The following is a 23692-nucleotide window of genomic DNA, read 5'->3' as shown; positions in this document are numbered from 1 at the left end:
TTTATTAAACAAATTGTAAAAAAGAATATTGATATCATTTCAATAGTAGATTAGCTGATAATTAATGAAAACGATTTGAAAGACGAGTTGAGACTTGTTTATTGAATAAAGTGACTACGCAGGGTAGTCACTTTAAGTTAATGTCTATTTTTTAAATTAATAGATAGTCTCTAATTATTAGAAACTATAACGGTAACCTAAGTTAACTTGTTTTTGGTCAAATTTATTACCGAATGAATAAACAACATCTGTATAGATATGGTGTTGTTTGTTAAACTGTACATCTACACCAATACCGTTATCCCACCAATTGCCACCGAAATCATATTTTTCTTTTGCAACATGGTTAAAGACATAAGATGTTTCACCATCAAACTCTTTCACATAACCAGTTTTTAGGTATACATCAACTATATTATCATCTTGGGTAAAGCTGTTGCCTAGGACAATACTTGCTCTACCAAGTAATGAATTATAACTGTCCAATTTAGTTCTTAATCCATTGGTCGCATTGATGACTGCACTTCCTTGATGAGAATAAGTTAATTGAGCTTGAGGTTCAAAATACCAACCTTGATTTGGTAATGAATTGAAATAGAATCGTTGACCTAGTTCAGTCCCTATTGAAAAACCATTAGTATTACCATCACCTTTTACGAAATAACCCCCACCGGTACGAGTATTAAATTTATTCGACATTCTCATATATTTAATTAAACCGTCGATATAAAACCCTGATTGGTTTAGGTATGTGCCGTAAAGTGCTGCATAGTAGCCTTTAGTGTTTCCATCACCTACATGATGATCTATATTTCCTCGGCTTAAACCACCCATGATACCATAATAGATATCACCATTTGTATTTTCAACTTTTCGATCCACACCAAGTTGTAAGCCATAATAATCCATATCAAAATTCGATAAACGTTTATCGTTGAATGAACTTAATTTACCACCATAAATACGACCCCAAGCATCACCATCAGATGTTTCGCCTTGACGAAGTTTACCCATTCTTTGCATTAAAGTTTGTGTTTCAATGTAACTAATCAAGTAACTGGAGTTTAGAATATTCGCCGCATTTTGAGCTGTATTGGTTAAATTAGGCTTAGTTGGATTTACTGTTTTCTTTTGAGCTGATAATACCCAATCTTCTGAACCACTATTACGTTCATCAGTGACTTTAGTTAGAGTATTAAATTGGTATGCACCAATATCAACTGATGGTGAAGTCAAATTAAAATTAGCACCACCACCTTCAGTTTCAACTAAAGTAAGTTTTTCATTACCAGTAACTGCTGCTGAACCATTGTTGTCATCTCTAATTGAGATATTGTGATTACCAGTTGCTTGTGAAGAGCCAGTAATTTTGAGTAAATCATTAGCAAAACCACTACCGATGGAAGTGCGCAATTCAAATAGCCCATTTCCAGATAATGAATTTGCCGTTAAAGTCATGTTATTTGAACCATCAAGTATCGTATTTGATGTTGCATAATCATGACCAAAACTTACTTTGGCATAATTAGTTAACGTAAGGGAATCAACAGATGAACTATTAGTCATATTCCATTGGCTTTGACTACCATCTATCTTAACATTGATAGTACCTTTATTCGCAGATGAAGATGTATTATCAATTGAAGTTAATAATGTCGAGCCATCAGTTAAATCAAGATTAATCTGTCCTGAACTGGCTGCATAAATATCACCCTTAATATTCGATTTACCATTAACAGCTATTTCACCAGCAGTCGACTGTATTGCGTTATAATTGTTATAACTAGTTGAAACAATGTTATTAACATTTGAGCCACTATTAATGAATAATTTTCCTGCTTTTTGGTCCATGTAGACAGCGGTTCCATTAGCCGTTGTTACATCTAATCCATTATTAAATTTAATAACACTGTCTGCATTTGGGTTAGCACCAGCATATTCCTGGAACGCAACACCAGTCGAATTATTGCCACTCATATTAATCGTTACTTTTTCGTTAAAGTTTAGATTTATACCAAGTGAATCTGGTGCGTTATTCAGTAAGGATAAAATACCATAACTACCATTTCCTACTGACTGTATGTTAACTTCACCATTGAAGTTGCCTTCAGTTTTTGATGAATTTGAACCGTTATAAGCTCGAATTCCAATGAAACTGCCATTTGATGTACCGGTCCCTATTATAGTTACCTTTTTATCAAAATCAGCTTTCCCCCTATTAGCAAAATAAATACCGGTACCATCTTTAACATTTAGGCGAATGTCACTTAAAGCATTGACTTTCCCATTTGAAAGAACATGGATGTTACTTATTTTATTATAATTACCTGTTGCATTAGTTTGAATTACAAATTCATCCGTTCCGGTATCAATGGTTAAAGTTTTACCATTATATCCTGATTTAATACCGTAATCTTGGTTGCTAGTAATGTTGATATGAGGCGCAGCAACACCTGTTATATTTTGAATAATGATATCATCGGTTGAAGAAACGGCAATACCACTATTAGTATGAGTTCCAATATTAGAAGCATCTATAATAGTTAAAGCACTTGCAAAATGAGGTGTAACTAGACAAGTACCCAGTGTTAATTTGATCAAGAGATCAATTTTATTTAAATTACTTTTGAACACATAAACTCCATTTATTTGGCATTTACCAATCATTACATTGGTTAACTTAAATCTTAACAAATCTAACAAAAGTTAACTTATTGTTATTATTTATAAAATTCACCTAAAATGACAAAGTATCAAAAAAAATAGTTAATGTCTATATCGGTTATTTAATGATTTAACTAAATGTTCTTTTATTGTCTGACAATAAAAATTGTCGAATATAAATTTCGATAAAGTGTTAGTTTTTTTACTTTGAAATGAGGATTTTTTGATTTGAGTTTGAAAGGCATAGATCTTGAATAAGTTTTCAAAATGATTATGTATTGGAAGCTAATTTATAAATCGCTTTACCAATACATATATACAACTTGTACTATTGTGTGATATTGATTCTATTTTTTCCTGAATAAAATAGCAGTTTGGTCATAATTCTAACCATTATAGAGCTTAGAATAAACACGATTCCTATAATGGTCCATGTATAACACAATGAAAAATTATTGGATAATCTATAATATATTTCTAAATATTCATGAAGAGAAACTGATACCATAATAATTATTGTTACCAATATGCAGTTGAAGATGAATATACTTATCGTACTAAATATAAGCTTTTTTGTGTTTAAAACTTCTGTTACACCTGTAAAACATTTTCTTAACAAAAAATAGCCGATCAAATTAGTAATTAATAAAAATATAGCTAATCCAACTATATTAATAATAATACCTGTGAAACTGAAATGTACACCATCAAACAAAATAATGGGAAAAAACAGGCTGTTAAAATAACAATTATAAAGCGAAATGAATACTCCAAGATGTAACCGCTGACTCTCTGATTGAGTTAATTCGTGATTGTCATGAATAAAATATCTATTCAACAATCTAATACTAAAATAAGTCCATAGTGTTACAAAAATATAAATAGTTATTATCTTAATAAAATTAATAAGCTCATTATGTAGAGAAAAATAACTATCCATGAAAAGGTAATTAATTTTAGATTCAACCCATGAATTAATACTGTTGTAAAGAAACCATCGCCCTGCAATATCCATTGATGTAATTAATATAGCAACAAGTAACGTATTAGTAATATTTCTCGAATTGACCTGATTAATTGAATATTTATAAAATAATACTATGGAAAATACAAATACAACAATTGAGCTTGGTATTTGGTAATAGAAGTTGATTAATACTTGCTTAGTTAAATTTTTAATAAGTTGATTACTTGTCATATTTGACAGTAAAAAATAATCATCAAATCCAGTAAAATAGACAACAATATATAAAATATTAAATAACCAATAAAATAAAACTAATAATAGTGGTAATTTAAAAAAAGTCCTTTCCAATTTCATTTTTATACCTATATTTTATTTATTTCTGAAATTAGCCTAAGTTTGAATTTAGTGTTTACCTCGCTATAAGCAAAATTTTTAATCGAGTTAATACGCTGCATTGCCATTTGCCACTGCTGAAATTCTGGCTCAATTTCAAAATTCTTATTTATTAATATTTCATTTATTTGAATAATTAGCTGTTTATAATAAGTTAAATCGTTATTTTCTAAAGCATATTCTTCATTTTGTTGCCAAAAGTTTAATAGGCTTGGCAAATCCTGCTCTATTTGTGGAGAATAAACGCTAGGAGTAAGAGGTACATTGAGAAATAAGCGATATCCTCGCGAAGCCTTACTCTGAGAAAACAGATGTAAGCTAAAGCGACTTAATTCAATCGCAAAGTTGATCAAATCTTGTTTATTACCCTGTTTTATCTCGAGCTCAACTTCTTGTATTGGTTTAGATTGTCCGTTTGAGGTAATGCTGCCTATATCTAAAGCAACTTCTATTTCACTATTGGCAAATGATATCAACCAAGTTTGACGTTTAAAATTAGTCGTAAAAAGTGGATTTAACTGGATTAAACCATCAGGTAATGCCTCTTTGGGCAGCACACTTAAATCTAATTTGTCATTAGGTAAAGGCCGATTAATTTCAATTCGTTCGTGTAAGCCACTCACAGAATTACCCTTTGATTTGACGGTAATTTCATAACACTTATTTTGGCCATCTTCAGTACTTCGAATACGCAAACCACAACCATTTTGTCTCAATAAATGATCTTCGGTATCATAATAAGTATTAGTTAATTTTAGTTGATTGGTTAAATTTTTTTGTGATGAAAATTCTACTTCATCACAATAAACCCATTGATTTAAATAACTTTGTAAGTGTTCTATATCACTTTGATTGATTTGAAACTTTAATTCAATTTCGTTACTCATTTGTCTGTTTTCATTATTTATTTTGCCATATGATATACCGATTAGGCTAACAAATATAGGCTATCATCAACTATAATATGATTAAAGCTATAGCGGCATTCAGGATGATAAATAAACAAGATAAAATAATTAATACTTTATAGGTAAAAGTGTATAGAAAAAGCAGTAGAAAAGTGGAATTATATAAATTAATTAACTAAACACTTTTTTATAAAACTTATTCTTAATTTTAAACATCACAAGATAACAATCTTGTTTAAATTGTGTGATTTAGGTTAGCTAGTTTTAGCATGGGTATTCCAATAGGTAGGAAAGTATCCTATTTATTAGTTAAATTTTAAATAGGATAATAAAAAAATAATCAAGGATAGCTATTTAACAACCCTAAAAGGATTTGCAGGTTTAACATTTTCGGATTGCTTAGTTGCACTTTGTCTTAAGGCTTTGTAGTGTGGTTCATCTTCAAACCCCATCCCTACTCCGTTTTCACGAGCATAAATAGCTTCAATAGCAGCCATTGGCACAACAATATGTTGAGGAACACCAGAAAATCTAGCATTAAATTCAATTTGATCATTATTGGCCAAATACTGTCCTACTGATTGGGGTGCAATATTGAGTACTATCTGATTATCCTTCACAAACTCTTGTGGAACTAATACACCATCAATAGACGTATTCACCACAACATAAGGAGTTAAATCATTATCTAAAATCCAGTCATAAAATGCCCTAAATATATAAGGGCGTCGAGGAGTCATGTCATCAAGTTCCATAACGGCTACCTTGTTTAATTGCTAATCTGTCATTAGATAAAATAAATTTTAAGCTCTAATCTTTCTTTCATCTTCAGTTAAAGAATTTATAAAAGCAGGTCGTTCAAATACGCGTGCCATATAAGAAAGATAGTTTTTCTCTGCAACTTTTGGCAATTCAATACCAATCAATGGTAAACGCCATAGTAAAGGAGCAAAATAGCAATCACACAAAGTAAAATCATCACTCATAAAGTAATCTTTTTCTTTGAACATGACAGAAATAGAAACTAAGTCATCAAGTAAGTTTTTACGAGCCTCTTTAGCTTTACTACTATCAGGATCTTTTAAGATCGTTTCGTAGGCGCTATACCATTCTTTTTTAATGCGATACATTGTTAAGCGGGAATTAGCTCTAACAATTGGGTATACCGGCATTAATGGCGGGTGAGGAAAACGTTCATCTAAATACTCTAATGCAATATGTGTTTCATAAAGAGTTAGATCACGATCGATTAAGGTAGGGATTGAACCATACGGATTAAGATCCAATAATTCTTGAGGTAAAGTATTTGATGTAACAAACTCGATCTCAGCTGTTACCCCTTTTTCTGCCAGCACAAAACGAATCTGATGGCCGTAAATGTCAGTTGTATCACAAAATAATGTCATCACAGAACGTTTATTAACAGCAACAACCATGTTCACTCCAAATATGCGAAATTTTAATTAAGTTTTAATATGGTTACTATTCTAGCAAATTGGATAACAAATTTGTTAAAAAAAATATATTTTCTTTTTGTTTTTTCGACAAATTGTCATTTTTGAATGTTTATTAATTTCAGTAAAGTAAGAGCAAGATAACAAAGATTATTATTATCCATTTGAATTAATTATAATTTAATAAAAATAGAATAAATATTATTAAAGCTTGTTTAAAATTATATAGCGATAAAAAAACCCAGCATAGGCTGGGTTTCGAAACAAATTTGTAACGTTGCAATTAACGTTTGCTGAATTGTGGACGACGACGAGCTTTGCGTAGACCCACTTTTTTACGTTCAACTTGACGTGCATCACGAGTAACAAAGCCCGCTTGACGTAATGAAGAGCGTAAAGTTTCATCATATTCCATTAATGCACGAGTAATACCGTGACGAATCGCACCCGCTTGACCTGAAATACCACCACCTTTAACTGTGATGTAAAGATCAAGTTTGTCAGTCATTTCAACTAACTCTAAAGGTTGCATAACAACCATACGAGCAGTATCACGACCAAAGTATTGCTCTAATGAACGTTTGTTAATAATGATATTTCCACTACCTGGTTTAATAAACACGCGAGCAGCAGAACTTTTGCGGCGACCTGTACCGTAATATTGATTATCAGCCATCTTCTATCCCCTTAAATATCTAATACTTGCGGTTGTTGTGCCGCATGATTGTGCTCACTACCAGCATAAACTTTTAGTTTACGGTACATTGCACGACCAAGAGGACCTTTCGGTAACATGCCTTTTACAGCAATTTCGATGACTTGTTCAGGATGACGTTCAATCATTTCTTTAAAAGTCGCTTCTTTAAGTCCACCGATGTAACCAGTATGACGATAATAGATTTTATCAGTGCGTTTTTTGCCTGTTACAGCAACTTTTTCTGCATTGATAACGATAATATAGTCACCTGTATCAACATGTGGTGTATATTCTGCTTTGTGTTTACCACGCAAACGGCTTGCGATTTCAGTAGCTAAACGACCTAACGTTTTACCTGCTGCATCTACAACATACCAGTCGCGTTTAACTGTTTCTGGTTTAGCTGAAAAAGTACTCATTTGTATTTATCCAAATTTTAATTAATCTCACGTTAATAAATCATTTGATTTATTTACACTTTTTGATTGCAACTATTAACTAACTAACCCCTTCGAGTCGTTATACTAATACTGACAACCGAAAACAGCGTTGGGAAAAACACTGTTGTAACGTGGGTGGCAATATTATACAGAAATATTAAAAAAGCGCTAGGATTTATGATAAAAAAAGCGTAGCGAGAAAAAACAGTAACTGCTACACTTTTAACTAATATTAAATAACACGATAAAAATTGATGGAAAACTTAATTCAACTTGCTGAAAAAGATTATATAAGTAAAGGTTTACACCGCAAATGTTATCATCACCCCGATGATCCTAATAAATGTATCAAAGTCAATTATAATGAAGGAGCAGAAGAAGAAACAAACCGTGAAATTGCCTATTATAAGCACCTTATAAATCGCAATATCTCATGGGATGTGCTAGCAAAATATTATGGTCCTGTAATGACTAATTTTGGTCAAGGTCATGTTTTTGAACTTATTCGTGACTATGATGGAAAAATTTCTATTCCATTAGAAAAATATCTGTTCGACGAACAAGCAACTAATCAAAATTATGATGCATTAGTTGTATCACTCAAAGCATTAAAAACAGCCTTGCTGAAAGATAGAATCATTACTATGACAATCAAGAGTAAAAATATTTTATTTCAGCATTTGTCACCAGAGGAAAATCGCTTAATTATTATTGATAACATTGGTAATTCGACATTTATTCCTATCGCTAACTATGTAGGCTTTTTTGCAAAAGCCAAAATTGAACGCACATGGCAACGATTTTTATCATCACTAATTCGAGAAAATAAGCATAATTCATTAATCACTAAGTTAATTGATGATGTGAATCATTAAGTCTGACTTCGGCAATCGTACCCTTTTGGTCTTGCCGATTTCTTAATGTAAATTGGCCATGATGTAATTTAGTAATACGATTAACAATACTCAAACCGAGCCCTATTCCATCATGTTTACGATCCATTCTGAAAAAGGCTTGGGTTAACTTTTCTGTTTTTGACTCGTCAATACCGCTCCCTTCATCTTTAACGGCTATCACAATTTCTTCAGCATCTTTATAAAAACTAATAGTAATTTTACTTTCATTTGGACTATACCGATAACTGTTTTCAACCAAATTACGAATCAGTAAACGAATCAAAGTCGCATCACCATTAAAAATTATATTATTACCCGTAATTTCCCAATCAATACTTTGTTGTTTTTGTACTGTTAACTCTGTCAATTCATCAAAAAGGGGAATTTGAATATCATCTAGAAAATTAATTTTTTGATACTGACCTAGAGTAAATTTTTGACTTGCTCGAGCAAGCATCAACAGTTGTTCTACGGTATTTACTAAACGATCTATTCGTTCAATTAACTCATGGCAATCTATTTTATCTTTACTTTCTAATAATTCTAGATGTAATCGAATACCTGCTAAAGGTGTTCTCATCTCGTGAGCTACATCTGCTGTAAATAAACGTTCTTGAGATAATGTATTATTAAGCCTTTCAAATAAATTATTTAATACCGTAGTAATTGACTTAATTTCACGCATATTACTGATTGGTTTTATTGGCTTAAGATTATCTTCAGTTCTTTTATTTAAATCTTTTTCAAGTATCTCAAGGGGTTTAGTAATCCATTTAATCGCCTTATAGGCCAAAAATAAAGTTACAACCATCATGGAAAATGCTGAGCAAAATAATGCAAAAATTGCTTCTAATTCTTCATGTTCAACCACTTCATCTATTTTATTTTGACTTAACGTTAAGTTAACTAAAACATCAATTTGCTCTTTACTCTCATGCCATAACCAAAATACTGTAATAATTTGGCAAATTAGCATTATTGCACCCAAAGTAAAAAATAGATTCCAACGGATACTATGTCGAATATTATTCAAAGACTGTTCAATCATAAATTTGCCATTCAATTAATTTTAAAATAATAACTAATTATTAATATTGAGTTGATAGCCATACCCACGCACAGTCTTAATTAAATCTTTTCCTAATTTATTCCTTAAGGCGTGAATATAAACTTCAAGCACATTTGAACTTGGATCACTCTGCCAATCATATAGATCATTTTGTAATAAACTTCGATGCACTTTTTCACCGGCTTTCAACATCAATCTAGATAGTAAAATAAATTCTTTTGGCGTCAATATCACTTCTTGATTATTTAAAGTAGCTTTTTGAAGTTTAATATCTATTGAAATAGGACCATAGTTAACAATATTATCGGCAGTTCCTTGATTTCGACGAATTAACGCTCTTATTCTGGCTAGCAATTCGGTTAAGGCGAAGGGTTTTATTAAATAATCATCTGCACCAAGATCTAAACCTTCAACTCTATCTTCGATAGTATCGCGAGCGGTTAAAATTAGTACAGGAATATCGATATTTCTTTTGCGCCATCGGGTGAGTAACTCTAAGCCATCACAATCAGGTAAACCTAAATCAAGAATAATTAAACTAAACTGTGCAAACTCAATAAGATCCTCAGCTTGCTTGCCATTAGATGCGACTTCACAAACATAGCCATTAGACGTTATCGCGTCATATAAACCTTTTTGTAATAAACTATCATCTTCTACTATAAGAATTTTCATTATAGTGTTACCTAATTTTGATTTAAGAAATGTAACATTTACAACTATTATACGCTTTACTATTTATTTCCCAATGCTTTAAAAATTTAAGTTCATTTTGATAGTTATAATTTAGCGAATAATTATTTAAAACTTTTTGAACGTATAAACCATATCTTTTTGACTAAATAAACAGAGATAAAACTTAACAACATACCCACCAGAATATCCAGTGGCCAATGAACACCTAAGTAGATTCGACTCCAACAAACAAGTAATGCAACAATCGTACATAGATAAGTTAATGCTTTAAATTGCTTTTTATAATTTAGATAAAGTGAGAAGCAAATAGACCAAATAAAAACAGCGTGCTGACTAGGAAGAGAACTCGTTTTATCGTGATTCAAATAGTTCGTACCAATATTAAGAACAAATGGTCGTGGAGAATAAAATAGATGTCGAATAACAAAGGTTACAAACAAGGCTACAGCCAAACCTAAAGCAATTTTTATGATTAATTGTCTATAAACAGGTTTGAATAAAAAACATATTCCCAATATGACTATAGGAACAAAGATTAAATAATTTGCACAAAATATGGCAAAAAGAATAAATAATTTGGAGGCTTGTTCTTGAGCATTAATTAATAAAAAAAGATGAGTGTTCATATCAAGCAACATACAACGACCTATAAAAACAATATTTAGTTGTAATTTAATCAATAAAGCTTAAAAGAACCTTAAAAAGGATTTTGAACATTTAATAAATGATATTTATTGTTTATTTTTTCGAGTAATCAAATGGTATTTCGGCAATAAAGAGACGGTAAAATCAAGTGCAGCACAAATAATAAAATAAACAACAATCACAAATAAAAATATTTCAGTAGGATAAACCATACTACGATTATTAATTTGGGTAGCAATGAATGTAAATTCTGCAACACCCACTATATAAGCTAAAGACGTATCTTTAATTAATGATACCCATTGATTAACAAATGAAGGCAGCATCATTTTTAATGCTTGAGGAAGAATAACAAAAATGATGACTTGTCTTTTATTTAAACCTAACGAAAAAGCCGCTTGCCACTGTTCTTTAGCAATAGCTACCATTCCCGCATATACGGAATGACCAATATATGCGCCACCAATTAAAGATAAAGCAAAAATAACTGTTGTAATAGCTGGCACATCAACATTCAATAGCACTGGCAACAAAAAATAAGTCCAAAATATCAGCATAATAACGGGAATCGCTCTTAAAAATCCTAATACTACAACTAAAAGTTGACGTAAAAATCCTTTGCAAACAGTTAGACCAATACCAGCGAAAATACCTAAAATAGACGAAAAGATAATAGCAGCTAAGCTCATCAAAAGAGTCAACACAATACCGCCTGGGAAATTACCCCACATTATGTAATCTAAATTATTCCAAATTACTTCAAAACCTTTAAAATCCATAAAAAATTAGACCCTGTTTAATCGCTTTGATTGATAAATATTGCCTAGTGTCCCAACAATAACAATGGCTAAAATATATAAAAATGTTGCTATCGCAAAATCCTGAAATGTTTTCAGCGATTCGGTTTCAACTTGACGTGAAACATAAGATAGTTCCAACACCCCAATAGCCATTGTTAAAGAGGAATTTTTGATGATATTCATATATTGACCAATTAACGGAGGAAATGCGATACGAATGCTTTGAGGTAAAATAATAAACCGCATACTTTGCCAACGTGTAAGACCTAAAGCTAATGATGCTTGTTCTTGACCATTGCTTATTCCCAAAATTCCTGCTCGAAATTCTTCAGCAATAAAAGCGCTGGAGTAACATGTTAATCCAATTAAACCAATAATAAATTCAAAAGAAGGCATTTTTAAAGAGAAAAAAAACAGCTGGATTTGCGGTTCATCAAATAGCCACATTTTAAATTCTACTGGTAACAAATTACCTATACCAAAATACCAGAAAAAAAGCTGCGGTAACAATGGAGAATAACGAAAAATAGCGTTATAACTAATTACAACGCCTTTGATAATTTTGATATGACTTTGTTGAGCAATAACTAGCAAAAAACCAAATATTGTAGAGAGAATGATTGTTAAAACTGAAATAGCGATAGTGACTAAAAAACCATCCCACAACCACCATAAATAACGGGGTTCCAGTAATTGCTCATACATTATTTATTGACCTTTACCTATTTTGAAATCACCACGAGGCATGGCTGAATTTGTATCAGGTCCAAACCAACGGTTATAGATAGTTAACGCTTCACCATCATTTTCAAGCTTTAATAATATTTGGTCAACTTTTTCTTTCAAGCGGGTTTCCCCTTTTGGAATACCTACAGCTTGATATTCTTGAGTTATACTAAATGGAGATATTTCAAAAGCAGTTCGTTGTTCTTCTGGAACATTAGCAAGTAAACCAATTAACTTTGCGTCATCTTGAGTAATAGCTTGTACAACACCATTGCGTAATGCTGCAAAAGCAAAAGGTGTATCATCATATGAGATTACTTTAGCAGTTGGGTACTTCTCACGTAGAGTAATTTCCATCACTGTACCTTTATCGGCACCTATACGAAGATTTTTAAGATCATCTGCTGTTTTTAGGAATCCTTTTTTAGCTACAAACTTCTGGCCAGTAGCAAAATAAGGCAAACTAAAATCGACTGTTTTAGCTCGTTCATCAGTAACCGTAAAGTTTGCAACAATCAGATCTGCTTTTTGTGAGGTTAGTAAAGGAATACGGTTGGCCGGATTAGTTGGAACTAGTTCGACTTTTACATTCAATGCTTTAGCAATTTCATTGGCATAATCAACATCAAGCCCAGCAATTTTATTAGTTTTTTCATCAATAAATCCAAACGGAGGATTACTATCAAAAACAGCAATCTTGATCTCCCCTCGTTTTTCAATATCATCCAAACGATCGGCGTAGGCTGAATTGATACCTAACAAGACCGTAAATAATGCTGCAGCTGTTAATGATTTAGTTAAAAATTTCATATCGACTCTCTTAATAAACGATTAATGTATTATGCATTTAGTCTATCAACAACGGAGTGGTTAACTAAATAATAAAAACTCACATGCTTATAACTTAAGATTATATAGGATAGCTTAAAATAAAAAATGCACGTCATAAACTTCTGACATGCATTTAAGCTTTAAAATGAATTATCTAGTGTGATTAGGTTTCAATCGGTTTTACTTTACCTAGTAAAAATAGATAGTTAAGCATTCCAAGCACCAACAAGCTAGCAGAGAATATTAATGCCCATGTAAATGAACCCGTAGCTGCAACTAATGCGCCAGTAATGATAGGACCAAACGCGCCACCAAAATTTGAAATAGTATTTTGTAAGCCGGCAACAGTTGATACCATGTTTTTAGGTGCTACATCTCCTGGCAAAGACCACACCTGAGATGCAGCAACCGCAGTACCAGAACGAGCAATGCACAATAATATAACCGTTAGTACAATCGAGTCGGTTAATGGTGCAAATCCAACACATAATGCCATACTCATACCAATTAACAATATTAACTTACGAGTAAAAGTTAATGAAAACCTCTTACTACTATGCATACGATCTGAAATCCAACCTGCTGTCATTTCTGCAACCATACCACAAAGTAATGGTAATGTTGCAACAAAGCCCATTTTGATTAATCCCATACCTTTCTCTTGGACTAAATAAGTAGGTAACCAAGTAATAAAGAAATAAGAAGTATAGTTAATGGTAAAAAAACCTAAGCACATAGCCCAAATAGGCTTATAACGAAGTAGCTGATACCACTTCATTGCAGCTCCTTTATCTATGCCATGTTTTTGAGTTTGTCCTTCACGAATATATGTAATTTCTGCTTTATTAATCATGCGATGTTTTTCGGGAGAATCGGAATAGAAAATCATCCAAAAGATAACCCAAATAATGCCGATACTACCAAAAATAGCAAAAGTAATTCTCCAATCAAACAAATACATTAACCAGACAATTAACGGCATGGCTACTGCACCACCAAATTTGGAAGCACTATCAAAAAGTGCTGAAACAAATGAGCGCTCTTTATCAGGGAACCAGCGTGAAGCTATTCCCGCATTACTTGGATAAGCAGCTGCTTCGCCCGCACCTAATATAAATCGCATAAGCAGTAAAGACTTAAATCCTGTGGCAATGCCCATACACATAGTTGCAGCTGACCACCAACCTACAGCCCAGCCTAATGTTGTTTTTTGTCCAATTTTATCAGCTAACCAACCCGCTGGAATTTGCAAAAGAGCATAAGTCCAAAAGAAGGCTGACATAATCCATCCCATTTCGCTTGCTGTTAAGCTAAATTCTTTAATTAAATGAGGACTAGCTGCTGCAATAATTGCACGATCTAAATAATTAACCGCGATTGCAGCCCACATTAATCCAGCAATAATCCAACGAACATTCGATTTTTTTTGTGGTATTAAATCCATATTAAACCTCAATCTATGACTATTAATTACAACGTTATAGATCATTCACTACATTGATAGGTTTCTGCCCATGAATAATAGTGTTAATGATATTTTTGACACAACTTTCCCCTATAGCACTTACAGCACCATCGGTATAGCCTGCTATGTGAGCAGTTCCAATAAAATTATCTAGTGAAAATAATGGATGACTAGTTAAAGGCTCTTGAACAAAAACATCTGAAGCCGCACCGGCAATGATGTTTTCAGATAGCGCCGTGTAAAGATCAATTTCATTAACAATACCTCCACGAGAAAGATTTAGTAAAAACGCACTTTTTTTCATCTTTCTAATCCGTTCAAGATCGAACAAATTGTTGGTCGATTCTATTAGTGGCATATGAATTGATATAAAATCACTTTGTTGGGTCAGTTCATCTAAAGTGACATATTGAATGTTATGTTCTTTGGCAAAATCTTCATTAGGATAAAGATCATAGGCCAATACATTCATATTAAATCCCTTTGCTCTTAACGCTACCTCCCTACCAATATTGCCCAAACCTAAAATACCCAGTGTTTTGCCATAGGCATCGGTAGCAAAAATTCTTGGCCACTCACCTATTGCTGTTTTTCTTGCTGCTTGCGGTAATTGACGTGCAATGCCTAATAAAAGCGTGAAGGCAAAATCAGCAACAGCATGTTTATTAGCATTTGGTACATTAACTGCCCAGATATTTCTTTCTTTAGTGGCTTTTAGGTCAATGTTGTCAACACCTACACCATGCTTACAAACAATCTTTAAATTAGGGGCTAACTTCAACAACTGTTCATCCACTTGGGTGAATGCTACAATCATCGCGACGGTATCTTGCAGATGAGGTTTTAGTTCATCTAACGAAACATCGGCAGGAAAAGAGATATATTCAAATCCATTTTTCTTAAGATCTTCAATTGGTGTTGCATCATATTTTGCAAACGAAGGGGATGTAGAAATAACTTTCATACTAAATATCCTTTTTTGTTACTTCATATTGATAATAAAAAGCAGTAATTACATAAATAAATCACCGCCTTTTATCTATGGAAAATTACAACTTGGAAACAATATCTTTTATGGTCGCAATATGTTCATCCATGAACAAAATTGGATAACGACTTACACCAACATCTTCGCCCATTAAAGTTAATGCTTTCTTCACAGCTGCTGGTGAAAATACTGTTGCATACAAATTTTTTCTTAAATCCCCAACGGCATCTTGAGCAGCTTTAGACTTAGCTAAATCACCCTCTTTAAAATTTCTCCAAATGGCATTGATATAACCCGGAGCTACATTTGCGAGTCCTGAAATAGATCCAACAGCCCCACCAACAAAACCTTGATAAATGAGCGAATCTGGCCCTGTTAATACATCAAATCCATCTATGTTGTTAGCTACATCAAGAAAAGCTTGTAAGCTTTCTGCACTACCTGCACTATCTTTAATACCTAAAATATTGGGATGTTCAGCTAGTTTGGCAGCAGTTTCAGGTTGAATTGTGTTACCGGTTCTGGCAGGAATATTGTATAAAAAGACTGGAACAGTAAGTGCATCAGCAATAGCAGTATAGTGATAGATTAACTCTTCTTGTTTTAGCGGAATAAAATATGGTGCAATAACCGATACTGCATCAACACCTAACTTTTCAATTTCTTTTCCAAGTTTAATTGTCTCACGAGTTGATATTTCACCAATATGAGCCATAACAGGTGATCGCCCTGCTACTTCGTCAACGCATACTTCAGTCACTTTAATTTTTTCTACTGTACTTAATACAAAAAATTCACCATTAGTACCGTTACAAAAAACACTGTTACCATTACTTAATTGCCGTTGAACTTGTTTGCGCATACGTTTTGGACAAAAATCACCTTTATCATCAAAGGTGGTAACAATAGCGGTTAAAATTCCTTCAATTTTTTTACTCATTATGTATACTCCTGTAAGCTAAATTTTTTCTAAAAAAGAGATTTATAAATAGAAAGCACATCTTCTTTAGTGACTTTCTTAGGGACGTTATTAATTAATCGTTTTACATCTAGTGCAGCATCAACAAGATAAGGTAAATGATCTGGTGAGATATTGAGTTCTTGTAATTTACTAGGTAATGCTAAGCGTTTTACTAATTCTCTAAAGTAGTTAACTAAAGCATGCGATTTTTCTTCTGCGGTTAAAGTTAGAACAGCATCAGGTAAAAGATCATAAGTTTGAGCAAATTTATCTACGACTGCATCACGAATAAATTCCATACAAGGAACAAGTAAAATTGCATTAGCAACTCCATGAGGGATATGGTATTTACCACCAAGTGGATAAGACATTGCATGAACTAAATGAGTACCAGCATGAGCAATAGCTGCGCCACCACAGTAAGAAGCCCAAAGCATATTCAATTTTGCTTCTATATCAGTGTTATCATCAACTGATTTTTCGAGTGAATTGAATAGCTTTTCCATACCTATCAAAGCATAATTATCACCAACCGAATTAGAGATACTGGCTGTAAAACACTCTATTAAGTGGCATAATGCATCTATACCTGTTGAAGCAGCAATATGCTTTGGCATTGACGTTGTTAATTCAGGTGCTAAACAAACATAATCAGGTAACATTACGGGAGAAATAATACCTTGCTTGGTCATTTTTTCAGGTATAGCTAGAATCGCATTTGGTGTTGCTTCTGATCCTGTACCGGCTGTAGTCGGTATCAATACAGAAGTACACCGCTTAATTGGTTTTTGCCCATCTAATAATTGTTCAAGAGTAATATTGGAATCTTTAACGCATAAAACAGAAATCAATTTAGCTACATCAAGTACACTTCCACCACCTACACCTATTACAAGATCCGCATTAGATACCTTCATTTTATTTAGCAAGTTAGTTACATCTTGATGGCTTGGTTCTGGAGGGATATCATCAACTAAGGTTACTAAAGTGGTATTTTCTTGTACTTTTTTGATGAGTTCTCTTGTTACAGATAAATTAATGATATTTTTATCTGTTATAAAAAGAACATGTTCACGATCTTTCAATAAAAAATGAAGATCTTTTAAAATTCCTTTTCCACTAAGAATGGTGCTATTTATGTGCATAATCATCTCCAACAAATGCCTCGGTAATGATAATTAAAAATCATATTGATTTTATTTAATCACCAAATATTAATTTACGTTTGCATTTTGATCAAATTGAATATAAAAAACTATGATCAAGATCACAGTATGTAATTTTTGATTTATTTTAATCATAATGATTACCCTTTTTAATAAAGAATATGTATAATCAGAAAAATGGAGTTATTTATAATTAAGAGTTCTTTATGATTAAGTTGATTATTGCTGATGATTTCACGGGTTCTAATGACGCTGGAGTACAATTAGTAAATAAAGGATTGGTAGTTGATGTAATTTTCGATTGGGAAGAAGCCAACTTATCAGAAAAACATAGTTTTCAAGAAAGTAAAAATAATAATGTTATAGTCGTGAATACTGAAAGTCGCGCCGTTACAGATAAAGAAGCTCAAAGAAGAATACAAAAAGTTATTATTAATAATCCTGACGTTAAGCAAATTTATAAGAAAATTGATTCTACTTTACGAGGAAATATTGGTACTGAAATAGCCACGCTATTGGATAATTTTAAAAATAAAGTTGCATTGGTTGTTCCTGCATATCCCAATATGAATCGTACGACAATAAATGGAAATTGTTACATAAATGGAATTGAATTAATTAATACTGAATTTGCTAGTGACCCTAAAACGCCTGTTTACTCATCAAATATAAAAGATTGTATTGAACAACAAACAAACTATTCATGTGTAGAGGTCAATTTAGATCAAGTAAGAAATTATAAGTTAAAAGAACATATTGAAAATGCTATCAATAATGGTAAAAAAATGATTGTTGTTGATGCTAAAACAAACGATGATTTGCAATGTATAGTTGAACAAATCTTACCATTACAAGAGAAATTATTACTAGTTGGATCAGCTGGTTTGATTGATTTTTTACCAATAATTCATCAAGAAAAAAATACAACTAACCCCAGGATAAGTACTCATCCATTATTAGTCATAGCGGGTTCAATGAGTGAAAAGACACAACAACAAATAAATTATACGGTTAATCAGAAAGATAATTGGGTAATTTTTGATATAAATATTACAGAGTTATTACCACATATATCATTATTTACATTAACCCAATTAACAAAAAAGATTCAATCACAACTAGATTATCAAAAACATTGCATAGTCAGAACAAGTTCTAATATAGACGATCGTTATAAAGTTGAAGATTATTGTAAGGAATATAACTTAACTCGAGAACAACTTGGTGAACATATCTGTCAATCTTTAGGTCAATTAGTCAATCGGCTACAGTTTAAAAATCTATTTTTGACTGGTGGAGATGTAGCGATAGCTATAGCCAAGTCTTTAGGGGCTATAGGGTTTAGAATTGAAGGACAAGTAAGTCCTGGTGTACCTTATGGTCAATTAATAAGTAACAAACCTATAAAATATCGTGTATTTACCAAAGCTGGAGGCTTTGGTTCAAATGATATTTTTTTAAAAACATTAGAATTTATTTAAAGGAGAAATACGATGTCAAAAATCGTAGCGATAACAATGGGGGATCCAGCAGGTATTGGACCAGAAATTATTGTAAAAGCTCTACAATCAGAAGCACTTAAAAATATACATTCTGTTGTAGTTGGTTCTGCTGAAGTTCTGAAAAAGCAATTAAAAATGGGGTTATTTACTAATGTTTCAATTAATGTGATTGAACAAGTTAGTAATGCTATTTTTCAACCTAATATTATTAATGTCATTGATATAAAGTTAGATGATATTGATTCTCTAAAACCTGGTATGATTCAACCGCAAGCTGGTGATTTGGCTTACCGATGTGTGAAAAAGGCGACTGAGCTTGCTTTAAGCGGCGAAGTTTCAGCTATTGCCACCGCACCATTAAATAAAGAAGCCTTACATTCTGCTGGGCATATGTATCCAGGTCATACCGAATTATTAGCAAAATTAACTGATAGCAAAGATGTAGCAATGGTGCTTTATACCGATTCACTTAAAGTCATCCATGTCACAACCCATGTCTCATTACGTAAATTCTTAGATACCTTAAACAGTGAACGCATTGAAAAAGTAATTAAAATTGCTGATAATTTCCTTAAAAAAATTGGGATTAAGCACCCTAGAATTGCCGTTGCAGGCGTTAATCCTCATGCTGGTGAACATGGTTTGTTTGGTGATGAAGAGATTAAAATTGTTACTCCCGCTATCGAAAAAATGCGCCAATACGGAATTGACGCCATTGGACCATGTGCACCAGATACTGTATTTTTACAAGCACACCAAGGCAAATTTGATATAGTCGTGGCTATGTATCACGATCAAGGTCATATTCCACTTAAGTTATTAGGATTTTATGATGGTGTAAATATTGCAGCTGGTTTACCTTTCATTCGCACATCCGCTGACCACGGAACCGCCTATGATATTGCTTGGCAAGGTGTCGCAAAACCAGATAGTATGATAGAATCAATCCGATTAGCGGAACTGTTATCTAATTAAGTAAAATAAAAGAGGAGTTTTCAGTGGGAAAATACAATCGACTAGATCAAATCATGGACTATTTAAAAATTCATAATCTAGTGACAGTCGAAGATTTAGTTATTGCTACTGAAGCCTCTCCAGCGACTATTCGTCGTGACTTAATCAAATTAGATCAGCAAGGTGTCATTAGTCGAACACATGGAGGCGTGACACTAAACCGTTTTATTCCAAATCAACCCACTACTTTCGAAAAAATTCACAAAAATTTTAATGAAAAACAACTTATAGCAGATGTAGCTGCAAAGCTAATAAAACCTGGTGACTCAATCGCTCTTGATGCTGGTACTACGACATTAGAAATAGCAAAAAGAATTACGCAAATGCCAGTTAGGGTCATTACATCTGACTTACATATCGCGCTATTTTTGTCTGAATTTAAACAAATTGAAGTCACAATAATTGGTGGGAAAATTGATGACAGTAGCCAATCTTGCATCGGTGAACATGGTCGCTCTTTGCTTTTACAAATTAATCCTGACATATCCTTTGTTAGTTGTAACTCTTGGAGCTTAAGTAAAGGTGTAACAGCACCAACTGAAGATAAAGCATTAATAAAATCTAGCTTTGCCGAGAAGGCAGATAAAGTTGTTCTTGTTGCAGATAGTAGTAAATATAATACTTATTCTTTATTTACGTCTATACCTCTAAACCGCTTTACTGACATTATTACTGATAATCATCTTGATACAGAATCCGTACAAGCTCTTCAAAATCAAACGTTTAAATTACATATTGCCAAATAATATATTCCACTAATAAGAGATCACCAATGGACTGACTTTATTTGTAGTATTAGCTTTATTGAAAAAATTATCCCACTGATCACTATATTTTCGTCGGCATTGATTATCTAACTATTGTTAAATTTATCTTACAAGCACTTTGAACCGTGACATATTGTATAAATGCTAATAGTTTCTGCCACGTTAGATATTTCTGTTAATCCCGATTAAAATAAACCTCAGATAGCAATCCATTACATATTTAATGGGCAATAAATTAACCACTGAGTTTGTTACTTAATTAATCTGACATAAACTTTAATCGAAATATTTGTCCGCTTTCATCTAATAATAGCAAACGATGAACACCTTTTTTAGCAATAGTTAAGGCCACTTTTTCATTATCTTTAGAATTAGCAACTAAGTTTCCATCTAAAAACCACCATTTTTCCCCATATCCACCCTCTGGAGTTAAATCAACTGTGACTTGATGACTTCCTGGTAATGCTCTAATCAATTGTTTATCACGTAAACCTACGATATTGAGTGAAGCAAAAACATCTTGTCCCATTACAGGGCAACTTTTATCAATTGGTGGTAATAGAGTCCGCCTTTTCTCTTTTGTTAACAAAAAGTTTTCTAATGATACTGGCCATAGGGCAAGTTGTTTTTTTTGTGCTCCGGGACAATCAGCAGCAACACGTTCACCTCGTTCATTTACCCAAATCGTTATCCACCCAGAACGATAGATATTATTTTTTAGTTCACCATAGGTACTTAGTGTTGGCGGTGTCATATTATTTAAAACCCATGCGGTCTTTTGACGGTGACAATTTACATCAGATTCCGGAAGAGGTTGCCCTAATGGCCAACAAATTTTCGTAGAAGATACTGATGCTGGTTTTTCATAAGTAGTAAGTGGACGATTTAAACGATTTTCTCTATTTAATAAAATTGAATTAACATGTTGTAAAATTGGCATGGCAGACATTGAACCATATTGCCCAACAACGGGAGTGCCATCAGGACGCCCTACCCAAACGCCAATTAAATATCTTGGATTGATACCAACTGCCCAAGCATCCCGATAGCCATAACTGGTTCCTGTTTTATAAGCTAATAGATTACTATTAATTAACATTTGTCTTGTTATCCAAGCACTACCATCTGAAATAAAGGGTTTATTAATCAATGGCTCTTTTTGAGTAAAGCGCAATGGACTCACTTCGCCATGCCTAGCAAATGCACTATATGCACTAACAAGATTATCCATCCTTAATGAAGCACCACCTAATATATAGGAGATATTAGGCTCGTTGCCTATCGAAGATAAAGGTAACCCAATACCAGCCAATTTACCTGCAAATCGTTTTGGGCCATATAACTCAATTAATTGAACCGCTGGTAAATTTAATGATTTACTTAATGCGTCAGATACACTAACCGGCCCATAGAAACCATCATCGAAATTGGTTGGACGATAATCGGTAGTAATACGAGGAACATCTTGTAATAGCGATTCAGAATGAATCATACCGTCATCAAGAGCAAGAGCATAAATAAAAGGTTTTAGTGTAGAGCCAGGAGAACGTAAGGCACTAATCATATCAACTTGGCCAAAGCGTTCATTGTCATTAAAATCAGCTGAACCGACATAGCCTTTTACTGTCATATCAGTATGATCGACTACTAAAATAGCCAATGATGTTTTAGGCGGTAGTTGTTTCACACGATTGATGGCTAAATCTTCTAAATTATATTGAATTGAAACATCAATAGTGGAATGAATAATATCCTCATTAGGGTATTTATTTTTTAAACGATAAGCCAGTAAGGGAGCCACTTGTGGTGCTTTTCGTGGATATACCCAAACCTCATCGCGTCGAACGGTTTCGATTAAATCATTTGACCATACTTTATATTCTGCCAATCGGTCTAATACTTTATCACGAGCTTGTTTGGCTCTTTCAGGAAATCGGTCGGGTCGTAATCGACTTGGGGCTTGAGGCAACACTGCTAATAATACTGCCTCACTTCTTGTTAACTCTTTGGGCTGTTTACCAAAATAAGACCAACTTGCCGCCCCAATACCTTCTATTGTGCCACCATAGGGTGCGTGGTTAATATATAAAGTTAAGATTTCATCTTTACTATAATGTAATTCAAGCTGGAGGGTTCTAAAGATCTGTTTTAGCTTACCCGTTAGCGTTCGATCGTGTGGATATAATAATCTTGCCACTTGCATAGATATAGTACTACCACCGGAAACGATTTTATCATTTGATATATTTTGCCAAGCTGCACGAAATAAAGAAATCGGATTAATACCTATATGTTCATAAAAATAGCGATCTTCATAATTTAATAAAACTTCAAGATAATAGTCTGGCACTTCATCAAGACTGACTGAATAACGCCAAACACCATTTTGATCAGCAAATCGCCATAATGGCGTTTCATCTTCTGCAACAACGGTTTGTGTAGTTTTATTTTGTGAAATAGATAAAGGAAAAAGAGAGTCAGCAATAAAAAAACTACTGCTCAATAAAACTAATAATATCAAAAAAAATTTAAATATTTTATAAAAGCATTTTTTCATTATCTTTATTATGTGACCCAGCCAAATGTATTTATAAATAAAAATTCCGCCAAATATATTGGCGGAATAATTAGTAACGTATATTA

21 protein-coding genes are annotated in these 23692 nt (G+C 32.9%); 4 read left to right on the top strand and 17 right to left on the bottom strand.

Going from position 1 to position 23692, the window contains the following annotated elements; translation table 11 throughout:
- Positions 1–177: 177 nt before the first annotated feature.
- From A9G07_RS02345 to rplM, 6 genes are all read right to left on the bottom strand, one after another.
- Positions 178–2634, bottom strand: coding sequence for an autotransporter outer membrane beta-barrel domain-containing protein (locus tag A9G07_RS02345; protein ID WP_065733868.1), 2457 nt, complete (start codon positions 2632–2634; stop codon positions 178–180).
- A 1359-nt stretch (positions 2635–3993) separates the two neighbouring features.
- Positions 3994–4911: a CYTH domain-containing protein gene (locus A9G07_RS02335; protein WP_065733866.1), complete on the bottom strand. Its 918-nt coding sequence runs from the start codon at positions 4909–4911 to the stop codon at positions 3994–3996.
- 371 nt (positions 4912–5282) lie between these two features.
- Positions 5283–5687: a ClpXP protease specificity-enhancing factor gene (locus A9G07_RS02330; protein ID WP_081299489.1), complete on the bottom strand. Its 405-nt coding sequence runs from the start codon at positions 5685–5687 to the stop codon at positions 5283–5285.
- A 48-nt stretch (positions 5688–5735) separates the two neighbouring features.
- The gene (locus tag A9G07_RS02325) at positions 5736–6368 is read right to left on the bottom strand and encodes a glutathione S-transferase N-terminal domain-containing protein (protein ID WP_065562614.1); all 633 of its coding nucleotides are present in this window, start codon (positions 6366–6368) and stop codon (positions 5736–5738) included.
- A 301-nt stretch (positions 6369–6669) separates the two neighbouring features.
- Positions 6670–7062: a 30S ribosomal protein S9 gene (gene rpsI, locus A9G07_RS02320; RefSeq protein ID WP_065561853.1), complete on the bottom strand. Its 393-nt coding sequence runs from the start codon at positions 7060–7062 to the stop codon at positions 6670–6672.
- An 11-nt stretch (positions 7063–7073) separates the two neighbouring features.
- Positions 7074–7502, bottom strand: a complete 429-nt coding sequence (gene rplM, locus A9G07_RS02315; protein ID WP_034901369.1) for a 50S ribosomal protein L13 — start codon at positions 7500–7502, stop codon at positions 7074–7076.
- Positions 7503–7777: 275 nt separating this feature from the next.
- Between rplM and A9G07_RS02310 the strand changes: the two genes are divergently transcribed.
- Positions 7778–8398 carry a YrbL family protein gene (locus A9G07_RS02310; protein WP_065733865.1) on the top strand — a complete coding sequence of 207 codons (621 nt, stop codon included), beginning with the start codon at positions 7778–7780 and terminating at the stop codon, positions 8396–8398.
- Here the strand turns inward: A9G07_RS02310 and pmrB are convergent.
- From pmrB to A9G07_RS02260, 10 genes are all read right to left on the bottom strand, one after another.
- Positions 8370–9467 carry a two-component system sensor histidine kinase PmrB gene (pmrB, locus tag A9G07_RS02305; protein ID WP_065733864.1) on the bottom strand — a complete coding sequence of 366 codons (1098 nt, stop codon included), beginning with the start codon at positions 9465–9467 and terminating at the stop codon, positions 8370–8372. The two genes, A9G07_RS02310 and pmrB, sit on opposite strands and share 29 nt — an antisense overlap.
- A gap of 33 nt (positions 9468–9500) precedes the next feature.
- On the bottom strand, positions 9501–10163 hold the full coding sequence (pmrA, locus tag A9G07_RS02300; protein WP_065733863.1) for a two-component system response regulator PmrA: 663 nt from the start codon (positions 10161–10163) through the stop codon (positions 9501–9503).
- A gap of 122 nt (positions 10164–10285) precedes the next feature.
- Positions 10286–10810, bottom strand: a complete 525-nt coding sequence (locus A9G07_RS02295) for a phosphatase PAP2 family protein (RefSeq protein WP_176713944.1) — start codon at positions 10808–10810, stop codon at positions 10286–10288.
- Between the two features lie 105 nt (positions 10811–10915).
- On the bottom strand, positions 10916–11608 hold the full coding sequence (locus tag A9G07_RS02290) for an amino acid ABC transporter permease (RefSeq protein WP_065733861.1): 693 nt from the start codon (positions 11606–11608) through the stop codon (positions 10916–10918).
- A 6-nt stretch (positions 11609–11614) separates the two neighbouring features.
- Positions 11615–12334: an amino acid ABC transporter permease gene (locus tag A9G07_RS02285; RefSeq protein WP_065733860.1), complete on the bottom strand. Its 720-nt coding sequence runs from the start codon at positions 12332–12334 to the stop codon at positions 11615–11617.
- Positions 12335–12337: 3 nt separating this feature from the next.
- Positions 12338–13165: an ABC transporter substrate-binding protein gene (locus A9G07_RS02280; RefSeq protein ID WP_065733859.1), complete on the bottom strand. Its 828-nt coding sequence runs from the start codon at positions 13163–13165 to the stop codon at positions 12338–12340.
- 184 nt (positions 13166–13349) lie between these two features.
- Positions 13350–14630, bottom strand: a complete 1281-nt coding sequence (locus A9G07_RS02275; protein ID WP_065733858.1) for an MFS transporter — start codon at positions 14628–14630, stop codon at positions 13350–13352.
- A 34-nt stretch (positions 14631–14664) separates the two neighbouring features.
- The gene (locus tag A9G07_RS02270; protein ID WP_065733857.1) at positions 14665–15615 is read right to left on the bottom strand and encodes a phosphoglycerate dehydrogenase; all 951 of its coding nucleotides are present in this window, start codon (positions 15613–15615) and stop codon (positions 14665–14667) included.
- A gap of 85 nt (positions 15616–15700) precedes the next feature.
- Positions 15701–16579, bottom strand: a complete 879-nt coding sequence (locus A9G07_RS02265; protein WP_065733856.1) for a dihydrodipicolinate synthase family protein — start codon at positions 16577–16579, stop codon at positions 15701–15703.
- A gap of 29 nt (positions 16580–16608) precedes the next feature.
- Positions 16609–17745 carry an iron-containing alcohol dehydrogenase gene (locus A9G07_RS02260; RefSeq protein ID WP_065733855.1) on the bottom strand — a complete coding sequence of 379 codons (1137 nt, stop codon included), beginning with the start codon at positions 17743–17745 and terminating at the stop codon, positions 16609–16611.
- Between the two features lie 227 nt (positions 17746–17972).
- Between A9G07_RS02260 and dtnK the strand changes: the two genes are divergently transcribed.
- The 3 genes from dtnK to A9G07_RS02245 are packed head-to-tail and all read left to right on the top strand — an operon-like array spanning position 17973 to position 21028.
- The gene (gene dtnK, locus A9G07_RS02255; RefSeq protein ID WP_065733854.1) at positions 17973–19247 is read left to right on the top strand and encodes a D-threonate kinase; all 1275 of its coding nucleotides are present in this window, start codon (positions 17973–17975) and stop codon (positions 19245–19247) included.
- 12 nt (positions 19248–19259) lie between these two features.
- Entirely contained in the window at positions 19260–20243 is a 984-nt protein-coding gene (gene pdxA, locus A9G07_RS02250; RefSeq protein WP_065733853.1) for a 4-hydroxythreonine-4-phosphate dehydrogenase PdxA, read from the top strand.
- A 23-nt stretch (positions 20244–20266) separates the two neighbouring features.
- A complete protein-coding gene (locus tag A9G07_RS02245; RefSeq protein WP_141677452.1) occupies positions 20267–21028 on the top strand; it encodes a DeoR/GlpR family DNA-binding transcription regulator in 762 nt (253 codons plus the stop codon).
- A gap of 280 nt (positions 21029–21308) precedes the next feature.
- Here A9G07_RS02245 and pbpC read toward each other — a convergent pair whose 3' ends face one another.
- On the bottom strand, positions 21309–23606 hold the full coding sequence (pbpC, locus tag A9G07_RS02240; RefSeq protein ID WP_065733852.1) for a penicillin-binding protein 1C: 2298 nt from the start codon (positions 23604–23606) through the stop codon (positions 21309–21311).
- Positions 23607–23692 lie beyond the last annotated feature (86 nt).

This window comes from Gilliamella sp. wkB72 (assembly GCF_001693745.1).
In the GTDB taxonomy this organism is placed as follows: Bacteria; Pseudomonadota; Gammaproteobacteria; order Enterobacterales; family Orbaceae; genus Gilliamella; species Gilliamella apicola_E.
Note: the sequence above shows the minus strand (reverse complement) of the source record. Positions and strands in the feature narration are given on the sequence as shown.

Excerpts from the sequence above, each read along its gene's own strand:
- A9G07_RS02335 (WP_065733866.1), bottom strand. The coding sequence starts at position 4,911 with ATGAGTAACGAAATTGAATTAAAGTTTCAAATCAATCAAAGTGATATA.
- A9G07_RS02330 (WP_081299489.1), bottom strand. The coding sequence starts at position 5,687 with ATGGAACTTGATGACATGACTCCTCGACGCCCTTATATATTTAGGGCA.
- A9G07_RS02325 (WP_065562614.1), bottom strand. The coding sequence starts at position 6,368 with ATGGTTGTTGCTGTTAATAAACGTTCTGTGATGACATTATTTTGTGAT.
- rpsI (WP_065561853.1), bottom strand. The coding sequence starts at position 7,062 with ATGGCTGATAATCAATATTACGGTACAGGTCGCCGCAAAAGTTCTGCT.
- rplM (WP_034901369.1), bottom strand. The coding sequence starts at position 7,502 with ATGAGTACTTTTTCAGCTAAACCAGAAACAGTTAAACGCGACTGGTAT.
- A9G07_RS02310 (WP_065733865.1), top strand. The coding sequence starts at position 7,778 with ATGGAAAACTTAATTCAACTTGCTGAAAAAGATTATATAAGTAAAGGT.
- pmrB (WP_065733864.1), bottom strand. The coding sequence starts at position 9,467 with ATGATTGAACAGTCTTTGAATAATATTCGACATAGTATCCGTTGGAAT.
- pmrA (WP_065733863.1), bottom strand. The coding sequence starts at position 10,163 with ATGAAAATTCTTATAGTAGAAGATGATAGTTTATTACAAAAAGGTTTA.
- A9G07_RS02295 (WP_176713944.1), bottom strand. The coding sequence starts at position 10,810 with ATGAACACTCATCTTTTTTTATTAATTAATGCTCAAGAACAAGCCTCC.
- A9G07_RS02290 (WP_065733861.1), bottom strand. The coding sequence starts at position 11,608 with ATGGATTTTAAAGGTTTTGAAGTAATTTGGAATAATTTAGATTACATA.
- A9G07_RS02285 (WP_065733860.1), bottom strand. The coding sequence starts at position 12,334 with ATGTATGAGCAATTACTGGAACCCCGTTATTTATGGTGGTTGTGGGAT.
- A9G07_RS02280 (WP_065733859.1), bottom strand. The coding sequence starts at position 13,165 with ATGAAATTTTTAACTAAATCATTAACAGCTGCAGCATTATTTACGGTC.
- A9G07_RS02275 (WP_065733858.1), bottom strand. The coding sequence starts at position 14,630 with ATGGATTTAATACCACAAAAAAAATCGAATGTTCGTTGGATTATTGCT.
- A9G07_RS02270 (WP_065733857.1), bottom strand. The coding sequence starts at position 15,615 with ATGAAAGTTATTTCTACATCCCCTTCGTTTGCAAAATATGATGCAACA.
- A9G07_RS02265 (WP_065733856.1), bottom strand. The coding sequence starts at position 16,579 with ATGAGTAAAAAAATTGAAGGAATTTTAACCGCTATTGTTACCACCTTT.
- A9G07_RS02260 (WP_065733855.1), bottom strand. The coding sequence starts at position 17,745 with ATGCACATAAATAGCACCATTCTTAGTGGAAAAGGAATTTTAAAAGAT.
- dtnK (WP_065733854.1), top strand. The coding sequence starts at position 17,973 with ATGATTAAGTTGATTATTGCTGATGATTTCACGGGTTCTAATGACGCT.
- pdxA (WP_065733853.1), top strand. The coding sequence starts at position 19,260 with ATGTCAAAAATCGTAGCGATAACAATGGGGGATCCAGCAGGTATTGGA.
- pbpC (WP_065733852.1), bottom strand. The coding sequence starts at position 23,606 with ATGAAAAAATGCTTTTATAAAATATTTAAATTTTTTTTGATATTATTA.